Here is an 11,835-nt window from a genome sequence, read left to right as displayed (position 1 = left end):
GTGGAGGAGCGGTTGTCGAGTTGGGACGCACCCGTCCGGACTGGGACAGGCACTGCATTAAACCTACAGCAGTAAGTTTTACGGAGCAATGGTGCGACGCCCCTGGACCGGTGTGGCGGGCGCGGAACACAACCCACCACACCGGTGATCAGGGCACGCCGGGCCCGGTCAGGACTCCGGGGTGAACCGGATCGGCATGCGGACGCAGCCGCGCACCTGACTGGAGTGGAACACCGGCGGATCTGATTCCACGAGCTGGAAATCGGGGATGCGGCGCAGGATCTCCTCGAGTGCGATCGTGAGTTCGATACGCGCCAGATGCGAACCGAGGCAACGGTGCGGCCCACCACCGAAGGACAGGTGGCGGTTCGGCTTGCGGGCGATGTCGAGCGCGTCCGGGTCGTCGAATTCCTCGTCGTCGCGGTTGGCCGCGCAGAGCATCAGGATCAGCTGCTCGCCTTCGGAGATCTTCATTCCGCCCAGTTCGACGTCGCGGGTGGCACGACGCCCGGGGACCACGGCGGCCTCGATGCGCAGGATCTCCTCGACCGCGGTCGGGATCATCAGCTCGGGGTCGTCGATGATCGCCTGTCGCTGCTCGGGATTGTTGACCAGGTGGACGATCGCCCACGCCAGCGAGCCCTGCACCGTGTGCAGGCCGGCGATGAGCAGCAGGAAGAACATCCTGTTCAGCTCTTCGTCGGTCAGCAGCCGGAGACCGTCCTCGAGCTCCACCTCTGTGTGGATGAGCTGCGAGGTGACGTCGTCACCTGGGTTCGCACGTCGCTCGTCGACCATCTTCTGGAAGTAGCCGAGCATCTGCATGCCGGCGATCGCGCGCGCCTCCAGCGATTCCTGTTCGGTCCCACCGGGCTTGCCGAACAGCACGACGTCGGTGGCCTCGGTGAACAGCGGCGCGTCCTCGACCGGCCAGTCCATGAGCGCCAGGAAGATGCGGGCCGGGAGTTCGTGTGCGAACTCCGAGATGTATTCGGCCTCACCCTTCTTCGCAAACCCGTCGAGCAGGTCGTTGACGACGCCGCGGATGTCGTCGGACAGCTTCTTCATGCGGGCCGGACCGAACAGCGGCTGAAGCGCCTTGCGGTAACCGGTGTGTTCCGGCGGGTCGAGCTCGATCGGGATGAACTTGCCGAAGGCCTCGTTCGTCACCAGGTTGTTGGGGTAACTGGAGAAGGTGTCCGCGTCACGCAGAACCTCGTGGATCTCGTTGTAGGAGGTGACGATCCAGTGTCCGCCATGGGCGGTCGAGTAAACGACCGGACCCTTCGCGGCGAGTTCTGCGGCGAACTCCTGGAATCGATCTACCGGGGCTGCGATGGACGGGTCGTAAACGTCGAAGTCGACGGTGACGTCCTCGCGGGATCGTTCCGCTGTTGTCATTGCTGATCCTTGGTGGTCGTGGATGTGGTGGTGAGCAGTGCCAGTGCCCGCTCCGGGCACATCGACACCGCCTCGCTCGCCTGAGTCGCCTCGTCCGGCGTGAGAGTGCGCTCCGGGACCACGGGGTCGCCCTGATCGTCGGCGTCGATCAGATCAGGGGCGACCCCGTAGCAGAGTCCGTGTCCGGCGCACGCCACGCGATCCACAGTGAGTGTGGTGGGCTGCGGTGAGGACATGGTCAGGCGTTCGGGTTCTTCTGGTCGAGGTCCTCGGGGAACCACATGCCGACGCGCGACAGCGTTCCGCCGTCGCCGGAGGCGATGACCTGTCCGGACATGTAGGCCGAGTCATCCGAGGCCAGGAACAGCGCGATCTTGGCGTTGTCGACCAGTGACGGCGGACGGTTCAGCTTGAGCGGGATCGGCGAGACGAAGGGATCCCACGGGCCGGCGACCTCTTCGTAGGACTGACCGACGACCGGCGAACCGGCGGGCATCAGGAAGTTCGGCGACATGCCGTGAGTCGGCGCGATGCCGTTGACCCGGATACCGAAGGGACCGAGATCCAGGCTCAGGCCGCGCACCAGGCCGTTGACGCCGGCCTTGGTGGCCGAGTACAGCGCGATCTGGTGGTAGGCCAGGAACGAGGCCGCCGACGAGGTGGCGATGATGGTGCCGCCGCCGTTGCTCTTGAGGTGGGGAACCGCGGCCTGGGCGGTGTAGATGACACCGGTGAGGTTGACGCCGAGGACATTGTTCCAGTCCTCCTCGGTCAGGTCCTCGAAGTTGACCTGCTCGCCGCCGGCAACGGTGGGCACACCGCCGCGCGAGACGACTCCTGCGTTGGCCCAAGCGATGTCGAGCTTGCCGAACTCGGCGACCGTCTGGTCGACCGCGGCGGTGATCTCGTCCTTCTTGGCGACGTCGGCGGTGATGGCGATCGCCTCGCCGCCCTGCTGTTCGACGAGCTTCACCGTCTGCTCGGCGCGATCTCCGTCGATGTCGACGACGGCGACCTTGGCACCCTCTGCCGTGAACATCTGCGACGACTGGCGGCCGAGACCCGAGCCGGCTCCGGTGATCAGTGCGACTTTGCCTTCGAGTTTCATGTTCGATCCTTGCTCTGGGGGTGAGTGGCGATACCTGCCGAAGAGATCGGAGACAGGCTGACTGACGCCGTGAAACGAGGTGACCCGCATCGTGACGCTTGAGTCGATGTGATGACCGCCACCTTCCCGACTCACGTTAGAGCGTTGAACATGAGACGTCAAGTGATATTTGTCAGCAGCTCGGATATTTCTTTTTTCGTTGTTGCACAGCCGTTTTGAACGACAACGACCAGGCGTGACAGTGTCACGCCTGGTCGTTTTCCGGACCGCGCACCGCTGGCGGCGACCCGTGAGCGGTCGCCGAAGCGGCGTCGTTTCAGTTGTCTGGTGCGCAGCCGGACATACGGTCCGGCCGCACCGGGGTCAGGACGCCTGCGGAGCCGGTAGGTGCACCGTCTTGATCTCGAAGAACTCCTCGAGACCCTCGGCCCCGCCCTCGCGGCCGACACCGGACTGCTTGTAGCCGCCGAACGGCAGCGTGAAGTCGAGAACCGAGGTGTTCACGTTCACCGTTCCGGTCCGAATACGCTGTGCCAGTTCGAATCCGCGCTCCACATCGGCGGTGAAAACCGCACCGGACAGGCCGTAAACCGAGTCATTTGCGATCGCCACCGCGTCGTCCTCGTCCTCGTAGGTGATGATCGAGATGACCGGACCGAACACCTCTTCCTGCGCGATCGTCATGTCGTTGCGGACGTTGTCGATGATCGTGGGCTGCACGAAGAAGCCCTGATCCCCGACGCGACCTCCGCCGTAGACGACCTCGCCGCCTTCGGCCTTGGCCTTCTCGATATAACCCTCGACGCGGTCACGATGACGGGCCGAGGTCAGCGGGCCGAGGAAATTCGTCTGCTCCCAAGGGTTTCCGATGGGAATCATGTCCAGCGCCGCTTTGTAGGCCGCGACGATCTCGTCGTGGCGCTTGCGCGAGACGAGGACGCGGGTCAGAGCGACACAGGCCTGCCCGGACTGCATGCAGCCGGCCATCGGCAGGTTGGCCATCACGGTGTTCAGGTCCGCGTCGTCGAGGATGATCGCCGCGGACTTGCCGCCGAGTTCGAGCGAGACCTTCGCGACGCGATCGGCCGCGAGACTCATGATCCGACGCCCGACGGCGGTGCTTCCGGTGAAGGTGATGTGGTCGACCTGCGGGTTGACCACGAGCGACTCGGAGACCTCACGGTCGGCGACGAGCACGCTGAGGACACCTTCGGGAATCCTGCCCTCCTCGACCAGTTCGGCGACCACGTCGGCGAACACCGACGGCGACAACGGCGCCTCGGGCGACGTCTTGAGCACCACCGAGCAGCCGGCGGCCAGCGCGGGGATCACCTTGAAGGCGATGCTGCCGATGGGGCCGTTCCACGGGATGATCGCGGCGACGACGCCGGTCGGCTCCTTGACGATGCGCGAAACACCACCGTCGGCACGGGGACGCTCCTCGACGACGTTCACGTTGCGCGCCTCGGCCGCGACCGCACGGAACAGCCCGAGCACCATCTGCTGGGTCATGGCGCTGACCGGGGTGGTGACACCCACCTCGGCGATGCCGAGCGTGGTCAGTTCGGGGATGCGCGCCTCGAGCCGGTCGGCGATCGCGTCGATCACGTCGGCGCGATCCGCGGGCGACCTACGCGCCCACTCGCCGCGGTCGAAGGAGGCCCGGGCGGCGTCGACGGCGCGTGCCACGTCGTCGGCGGTGGCGGCGCGGACGCGGGCCGCGGGCCGCTCGGACCACGAATCGACCACCTCGATCCACTCGTCGCCGCTGGACTCCGCCCAGCGCCCACCGATGAACACCTTGTCGCGGTCGGCGATGGTCTCCAGGGGGTCGGTCACCTGTTCGGTCGTGGTCATGGAACAGCTCCTCGATCTCGGTTGTGCACCCGGTACCGGACATGACGTCCGGCATGGGGGCGCCTGCGCTGTGAAGCGGGTCACAAGAGAGAGTAATAACCGAAAGGCATTAGGTCAACACCTGACATGTTCTGTCATTTGTCTCGCCGACCGTGGCATGAAAAAGCCCCCGCCGAAGCGGGGGCTCTCACGTCGGCCTATTCGACGTTGACCAGATAGAACACGGACGCGCCGCCACCTGCGGCCTGTGGCGAAGCACCGATCTGGACCCAGTAGGTCGACCCGCCCTTGGCCGCGGACAGCACGGCGACGGACTGACCACCTTCGGTGGAGCGATGTGATTCGACGTAGCCGGCGTCGGTGAGCTTCTTCGTCGCCGCCTCGAGCTGGTTACCGGCGTTCGCCGGTCCCTGGACGGTGACCTCCCAGCCGTCGGCCCGGGTACCACTGGCGGAGAGCACGTGACCGTCGATCAGCGGCACCTGTGTGACCGGGAAGTCAGAAGGCAGCGGGACACCGTCCGGACCTGCTTGTTCCTCGTCGCCGCACCCCGCCAGGACGCCTCCGACCATGACGATCGATGCGAGTACCACAAGTAGGCGCCAGAGCCAGTCGAACCGGAACATACGGGCAACGGTAAAGTAGTCCCCGCGGGTGATCGCCCGTGACACCCCGCCGGGAGAAAGACGGAGTGCCCTTTTGATTTCTGTGTTGGCTGCGTTGGCAGTGTGCGCGCTCATCGCGCCCGCAGTCATCCATTGGATCGGCACCCGAGGTTTCTACATCCTCGCGCTCGCGCCTCTCGGCGCCCTGATCTGGGTGATCTCCCACTGGCCCGCCCCCGAGGCCGACCGCGCCGTCGTCGAGACGGTGAGCTGGGTTCCGTCGCTGCAGATGGACATCGTCACCCGGTTCGACACCCTCACAGCCATCCTGTCGGTCTTGATCCTCGGTGTCGGCGCCCTCGTGCTCTGCTACTGCGCCCACTACTTCGACGACGCCCGCCCGCGCGTCGCACTGTTCGGCGGCGAGATGGTCGCCTTCGCCGGCGCCATGTTCGGCCTGGTCATCTCCGACAACATGCTCGTGCTCTACGTGTTCTGGGAGCTCACGACCGTCCTGTCGTTCATGCTCGTCGGCTTCTACAACGTTCGCGCGACGGCCCGCCGCTCGGCCACCCAGGCGCTGTTGGTCACCACGTTCGGCGGTCTGGCGATGCTCGTCGGCATCATCATGCTGGGCGAACGGTCCGGCACCTACCTGCTCTCCGAGATCGTCTCGGCACCGCCGACCGGCGTCTACGTCGACATCGCGATCGTCCTGCTGCTCATCGGCGCGCTCAGCAAGTCGGCCATCGTCCCGTTCCACTTCTGGCTCCCGGGCGCCATGGCCGCCCCCACCCCGGTCAGCGCCTACCTGCATGCCGCGGCGATGGTGAAGGCGGGCATCTACCTGATCGCGCGCCTGGCCCCGGGCTTCTCGGCCACCGCCAGCTGGCAGATCGCCGTCGTCGGCCTCGGTGCGCTGACGATGGTCCTCGGCGGCTGGCGTTCACTGCGTGAACTCGACCTCAAGCTCATCCTCGCCTTCGGCACCGTGTCCCAGCTGGGATTCATGGCCGTGCTCGTCGGCATCGGCGACGCGAACGTGGCCATGGCCGGTCTCGCCATGCTCGTCGCGCACGCCATGTTCAAGGCGTCGCTGTTCATGGTCGTCGGCATCATCGACCACGCGACCGGTACCCGCGACATCCGCAAACTCGCCCGCCTCGGACACCGCCTGCCGGTGCTCGCCGCCACCGCCGCACTCGCCGGCGCGAGCATGGCCGGTATCCCGTTCACCTTCGGGTTCATCGGCAAGGAGACCGCTTTCGCGTCGGTCTGGGACACCGGGGCCCTCGACCCCTGGCAGGCCCACACCGTCGACATCGTCCTGCTGGTCGGATCGATCCTCACCTGCGCGTACACGCTCCGGTTCCTGTGGGGTGCGTTCGGACGCAAGGTCCGCAACACCCCCAGCCCGGCCGTGGCGAAGATGCACGCCCCCGCCTGGGCCTTCTACATCTCCCCGGTCGTCCTCGCGGTCGCCGGCGTGGTCGCCGGATTCGTCAGCGGGCCGATCGGCGCCCTCTTCGAGCCCTACGCCGAAACCCTGAACGGCTACGGACACGAGCTCGAACACCTCGCGCTGTGGCACGGGTTCGGACTCCCGGTGATCTTCTCGATCATCGTGATCGTCGGCGGTGCCATCGCCTTCCTCGGCATCCGCAGGATCCGCGACCGCGTCTTCGGCTTCCGGCCGGTGCTCAACGCCGACCGCATCTACGACGCCGCGCTGCGGTCGGCCGACACCATCTCGTTGCTTCTCACGCGCAACACCCAGCGCGGATCGCTGCCGATCACCCAGGGCATCATCCTCTGCACGGCGATCCTGCTGCCGACGATCGTGCTGTTCGTCGGCGCCCGCGACCAGCTGCAGATCGACTACGACGCCACCGCGCCCCAGTTCGTCATCGGCGGCATCATGATCGCCGCGGCCCTCGCCGCGGTCGTCCTGCGCAACCGCCTCGCCGCCACACTGCTCGTCGGTATCACCGGTTACGGCTCCGGCATGCTCTTCGCCCTCTACGGTGCTCCCGACCTCGCGCTCACCCAGTTCCTGGTCGAGACACTGACTCTGGTCATCTTCGTTCTCGTCCTGCGCAAGCTGCCCGCCGAGCCCGAGAAGCGGCACGCCACCGGCTTCAAGCCCCTACGCGCGCTGATCGGCCTCGCCTTCGGCGCCATGCTCGTGGTGATCGGCCTGTACGCGGCGTCCGCACGCTCGACGGAACCCCTGCACGTCGACCTCCCCGAGGCCGCCTACAAGTACGGCCACGGCGCGAACGCGGTGAACGTCCTGCTGGTCGACATCCGCGCCTGGGACACGCTCGGCGAGGTGTCCGTGCTGATCGCCGCCGCGACCGGCGTCGCCTCGATGGTGTTCCGCAACCGACGCTTCGGCGCGGCTCCACGCGTCGCAGACGCCGCCCGGCTGCAGGCCGGTATCAGCGGCAGCGACCCCGATGACGACGAGGATCAGATCCCACCGGACCGCACGACCTGGCTGCTCGGTTCTGGTCTGCGCGATCCGCGCCATCGGTCGATGGTCCTCGAGGCCACCACCCGACTGCTGTTCCCGACGATGGTGATCCTCTCGGTCTACTTCTTCTATGCCGGTCACAACTCGCCGGGCGGCGGCTTCGCGGGCGGTCTCACCATGGGTCTCGCGCTGGTCCTGCGCTACCTGGCGGGCGGCCGCTACGAACTGGGCGAGGCCCTGCCCATCGAACCGGGTCGCATCCTCGGTGCGGGCCTGGCGATCTCCGCGGCCACCGCGGTCACCTCGATGTTCTTCGGGGCGCCTGCTCTGTCGTCGGCGGTCTTCGAGATCACCGTCCCCGTCCTCGGCGAGATCAAGCTGGTCACCGCTCTGTTCTTCGACCTCGGCATCTACCTGATCGTGATCGGCCTGGTGCTCGACGTGCTGCGCAGCCTCGGAGCCCGCCTCGACGTCGAGACGACGATCGCGCGCACTCCGGTCCGCACCCAGGGAGATGATCCGACGGCGATCCCCGCCGAGTCCGACGAGCCGACAGCCGAGAACGTTCCGACGGGAGAGGAAGAGGTGGCCCGATGAGCACCAACCTCCCACTTCTCCTCGTGGTCGGGGTCATGGCCGCCTGCGGCGTCTACCTGTTGATGGAACGCAGCCTGGTCCGGATGCTGTTCGGCCTGCTCCTGGCCGGCAACTCACTCAACCTGTTGATCATCGTGGTGTCCGGCGGGATGGGGAATCCGCCGATCCTGGGCCGGTCGTCGGAGAACCGTGCCACCGATGCCGACCCGCTCGCCCAGGGAATGGTCCTGACCGCGATCGTCATCACCATGGGCGTCGCGGCCTTCGTTCTCGCCCTGGTCTACCGGCTGTTCGTGATCAACCGCGACGACGACGACCTCGAGGACGACGTCGAGGACGTCAAGATCAAGACCGGCACGCTGGACACGGCCCCCGACCGCGACCGCAGCGACGACCCGGTCACCCTGTCCGACACCGCGAGCGGCGACTACTTCGACGACTCGGGCAACCCCCTCTCCCCCGAGGAGGTCGCCGAACGGCATGCGGCACTGCACGAGACCGACATCATGCCGACCGACTCCGACGACGTCGTCGACGAGATCGGGTCCGACGACACCGAGGACGACCCCGACCTCGTGGGCGACAAGATCCCCGAGGACGAATCCGACGACCCGAAGGTCATCGGGGCCTCCGGGGAGAAGGTCGACACCGACGACGCCGAACACGATTCCGAAGGGGGTGACCGATGATTCCGCAGCCGTCCTGGATTCCCGTCCTGATCACGCTGCCGACGCTGGTCCCCCTCGGCGCCGCCGCGCTGTCGCTGCTGCTCGGCCGCAGCCCGCGGTTCCAGCGCGTGGTCGCCATCGCCGCGATCTCCGTGGCCTTCATCGCGTCGTGTCTGCTGCTCTTTCTGACCGACCGGCACGGCACCTTCGCGGTCGCCATCGGCGGGTGGGGTGACAAGGGCTATCCGAACGGTCCGCTCGGCATCACGCTGGTCGTCGACCAACTCGCCGCCCTGATGCTGGTCGTCTCGACGATCGTGCTGCTCTGCGTCATCGTGTACGCCATCGGTCAGGGTATCCGTGACGGCACAGCCCAGCAGCCGACGTCGATCTTCCTGCCGACCTACCTCATCCTCACCGCGGGTGTCTGCAACGCCTTCCTGGCCGGCGACCTGTTCAACCTGTACGTCTCCTTCGAGGTGCTCCTCACCGCGAGCTTCGTGCTGCTCACGCTGGGCGCCAGCGAGGAACGCGTCCGCGCCGGCGCGTCGTACGTGATGGTGTCGATGGTGTCGTCGCTGATCTTCCTGGCCGGCATCGCTTTCGCCTACGCCACCACGGGCACGCTGAACCTCGCAGAGATGGCGGTCCGCCTCGACGACGTCTCCAGTGGCACCCGCAACGCGCTCTACGCCGTCCTGCTCGTGGCATTCGGCATCAAGGCCGCGGTCTTCCCGCTGTCGACGTGGCTGCCCGACTCCTACCCGACCGCACCCGCCCCGGTCACCGCCGTGTTCGCGGGCCTGCTCACCAAGGTCGGTGTGTACGCGATCGTCCGTGCCCACACGCTGCTGTTCCCCGGCGGGTCGATGGACACGGTGCTGATGGTCGCGGGTCTGCTGACGATGATCGTGGGCATCTTCGGTGCGATCGCCCAGTCCGACATCAAACGTCTGCTGTCGTTCACCCTCGTCAGCCACATCGGTTACATGGTCTTCGGCATCGCCCTGTCGTCGGAATTGGGGATGTCGGCGGCGATCTACTACGTCGCCCACCACATCCTCGTCCAGACCACGTTGTTCCTGGTGGTGGGGCTCATCGAACGCCAGGCGGGATCGGCGTCGCTGCGCCGCCTCGGCGGCCTGATCGCCAGCCCCGTCCTCGCCATACTGTTCCTCGTCCCGGCGCTCAACCTGGGCGGCATCCCGCCGTTCTCCGGCTTCATCGGCAAGGTCGCGCTCCTCGAGGCCGGCGCGCAGAACGGTTCGGTGCTGGCCTGGATTCTGGTGGCCGGCTCGGTCGTCACCAGCCTTCTCACGCTGTACGTGGTGGCCCGCATCTGGACCAAGGGCTTCTGGCGGCCGCGTGCCGACGCCCCCGAGGGCGAACTCGCCGACCAGGGACCGTCCGCACTCATCGACGAACGCGACGACGGCGCCTTCTCCGAACGCGAGGACGTCGGCCGCATGCCGGCGATGATGGTCCTCCCCACGTTCGCGATGGTCGTCGCCGGTCTGGTGCTCACCGTGTGGGCCGGGCCGATCTTCGACTTCACCGACAGTGCCGCGACCGACGTCGTCCACCGCGGCGTGTACGTCGAGGCCGTATTGGGCGGAGGTGAATCACGGTGACTTCCGGAGAACAACCCACCGGGAAACACGAACAGAGTGCCCGGACCACGGCACCCAGACGACGCGCGCCGGTGGTGTCCACCAAGGGACCCGTGCTGTCGCTGGTGATCAACACCTGGCGGGTGTCCCTGCTCTTCATCTTCTGGCACTTCGTCAGTGCGCTGGTGTGGCTGCGCAATCACACACGCATACCCAAGTGGCTCGGCAGCGACAGCCGTGAGGTCGGCGTCCGGCTGTGGACCATCGCCTGGCTGACCTTCGTCTGGGTGTTGTTGTGGGGCACCGTCTCCTGGGCCAACATCATCGGCGGTGTGGTCCTCGCGGTCGCCGTGCTCACCGTGCTGCCGCTGCCGCGTGTCCCCGTCGAGGGTCGCATCCACCCGCTGTCGGTGGCCCAACTCGTCGTACGGCTCGTCGCCGACTTCTTCGTGTCCAGCCTGCAGATCGGCTGGATGGCCATCCGCCCCGGCCGGCCGCCGCTCGGCGCCGTGGTGCGTGTTCGGGTCGCGATCAAGTCCGACATGGTCCTCACCCTCGCCGTCGACTACCTGAACCTCGTGCCCGGCACGATGGTGCTCGAGATCGACCACCGCCGTCGCATGCTGTACGTCCACGTCTTCGACGTCCGGTCGGAGAAGAAGGTGCGCGCGTTCTACGACCAGGTCGCCTACGTCGAGCGCATGTTCATCAAGGCCTTCGAGCGCGACAGCGAATGGCATCCCAGCCCATACCACGGCATCGACGAGGACTTCCATCACGTGCGGCCCATCCAACCGGTCGCCGGCGCGCAGTCGGCGGACATCCCGACCGCGACGACGGAGACCTCCCGCCCGGATCGAGGTGAGTCATGAGCGTCGTGTGGACGATCGCGGCGACGATGCTTCTCGTCGCCGCCATCCTGACGATGATCGCCATCCTGCGCGGACCGTCGACGCTGGACCGTCTGGTCTCGCTCGACGTTCTCATCGCGCTGTGCATGTGCGGTCTCGGTGTGTGGGCGGCCTACAGCCTCGATTCGACGGTCGTGCCGGCCATCGTCGCGTTGTCGCTGCTGAGCTTCGTGGGATCGGTGGCGATCGCCCGTTTCCGAGTGCGAGATGACCAGACATGACGGTGCAGAAATGATTGTGGACATCATCAGCGGGACGCTGATCCTCACCGGCTGCCTCATGGCCGTCACCGCCGCCATCGGCCTGGTGCGGTTCCCGGACACGCTGAGCCGCATGCACGCTGCCACCAAGCCGCAGACCTTCGGACTGCTGTGCATCCTGATCGGCGCGGTGGTCCGCCTCGGCGACAACGTCGACAGCGGCATGCTCATCCTGGCGGGGCTCTTCGCCCTGATCACCGCACCGGTGGTCGCACACCGGATCGGACGCCTCGCCTACCAGGAACAGCGCGCCCGCGACGGCCTCATGGAGGAGCGCGACCTGGAGTCACCCGACCGGGATTGACCCCGCTTCCTGAGTAGCCCCGGAGCTTGCGGAGGGCT

Annotated in this window: 11 protein-coding genes; 6 read left to right on the top strand and 5 right to left on the bottom strand. The window is 66.8% G+C overall.

Features of this window, described 5'->3' with window-relative positions; all coding sequences use genetic code 11:
• Window positions 1–168 precede the first annotated feature (168 nt).
• The 5 genes from OK17_RS08000 to OK17_RS07980 all read right to left on the bottom strand — a co-directional run bounded on the left by OK17_RS08000 (window position 169) and on the right by OK17_RS07980 (window position 4,992).
• A complete protein-coding gene (locus tag OK17_RS08000) occupies window positions 169–1,401 on the bottom strand; it encodes a cytochrome P450 (protein WP_461417130.1) in 1,233 nt (410 codons plus the stop codon).
• A complete protein-coding gene (locus tag OK17_RS07995; RefSeq protein WP_127961770.1) occupies window positions 1,398–1,637 on the bottom strand; it encodes a ferredoxin in 240 nt (79 codons plus the stop codon). The genes OK17_RS08000 and OK17_RS07995 overlap by 4 nt, the downstream gene beginning before the upstream one ends.
• A gap of 2 nt (window positions 1,638–1,639) precedes the next feature.
• Window positions 1,640–2,509 carry an SDR family NAD(P)-dependent oxidoreductase gene (locus OK17_RS07990; protein ID WP_119031140.1) on the bottom strand — a complete coding sequence of 290 codons (870 nt, stop codon included), beginning with the start codon at window positions 2,507–2,509 and terminating at the stop codon, window positions 1,640–1,642.
• A gap of 363 nt (window positions 2,510–2,872) precedes the next feature.
• The gene (locus OK17_RS07985; RefSeq protein WP_461417129.1) at window positions 2,873–4,366 is read right to left on the bottom strand and encodes an aldehyde dehydrogenase; all 1,494 of its coding nucleotides are present in this window, start codon (window positions 4,364–4,366) and stop codon (window positions 2,873–2,875) included.
• Between the two features lie 197 nt (window positions 4,367–4,563).
• A complete protein-coding gene (locus tag OK17_RS07980) occupies window positions 4,564–4,992 on the bottom strand; it encodes a hypothetical protein (RefSeq protein WP_154884627.1) in 429 nt (142 codons plus the stop codon).
• Window positions 4,993–5,065: 73 nt separating this feature from the next.
• On the opposite strand from OK17_RS07980, the gene OK17_RS07975 reads away from it, so the two are divergent.
• Genes OK17_RS07975 through mnhG form a run of 6 tightly spaced genes read left to right on the top strand, consistent with a single transcriptional unit; the run spans window position 5,066 to window position 11,797 of the window.
• On the top strand, window positions 5,066–8,044 hold the full coding sequence (locus tag OK17_RS07975) for a Na+/H+ antiporter subunit A (protein ID WP_461417128.1): 2,979 nt from the start codon (window positions 5,066–5,068) through the stop codon (window positions 8,042–8,044).
• Window positions 8,041–8,733, top strand: coding sequence for a Na(+)/H(+) antiporter subunit C (locus tag OK17_RS07970; protein ID WP_232716059.1), 693 nt, complete (start codon window positions 8,041–8,043; stop codon window positions 8,731–8,733). The genes OK17_RS07975 and OK17_RS07970 overlap by 4 nt, the downstream gene beginning before the upstream one ends.
• The gene (locus OK17_RS07965; protein WP_232716060.1) at window positions 8,730–10,343 is read left to right on the top strand and encodes a Na+/H+ antiporter subunit D; all 1,614 of its coding nucleotides are present in this window, start codon (window positions 8,730–8,732) and stop codon (window positions 10,341–10,343) included. Before OK17_RS07970 ends, OK17_RS07965 begins: the two co-directional genes overlap by 4 nt.
• A complete protein-coding gene (locus tag OK17_RS07960) occupies window positions 10,340–11,194 on the top strand; it encodes a Na+/H+ antiporter subunit E (RefSeq protein ID WP_461417127.1) in 855 nt (284 codons plus the stop codon). Before OK17_RS07965 ends, OK17_RS07960 begins: the two co-directional genes overlap by 4 nt.
• A complete protein-coding gene (locus OK17_RS07955; RefSeq protein ID WP_232716062.1) occupies window positions 11,191–11,454 on the top strand; it encodes a monovalent cation/H+ antiporter complex subunit F in 264 nt (87 codons plus the stop codon). Before OK17_RS07960 ends, OK17_RS07955 begins: the two co-directional genes overlap by 4 nt.
• Before the next feature lie 10 nt (window positions 11,455–11,464).
• Complete coding sequence (gene mnhG / locus OK17_RS07950) at window positions 11,465–11,797, top strand: monovalent cation/H(+) antiporter subunit G (RefSeq protein ID WP_006867329.1); 333 nt, start codon at window positions 11,465–11,467, stop codon at window positions 11,795–11,797.
• Window positions 11,798–11,835: the final 38 nt, after the last annotated feature.

The sequence above is a fragment of the Gordonia sp. GN26 genome, from assembly GCF_054823965.1.
The sequence above is the reverse complement of the archived record's forward strand: the minus strand, read 5'-3'. Positions and strand labels throughout refer to the sequence as shown.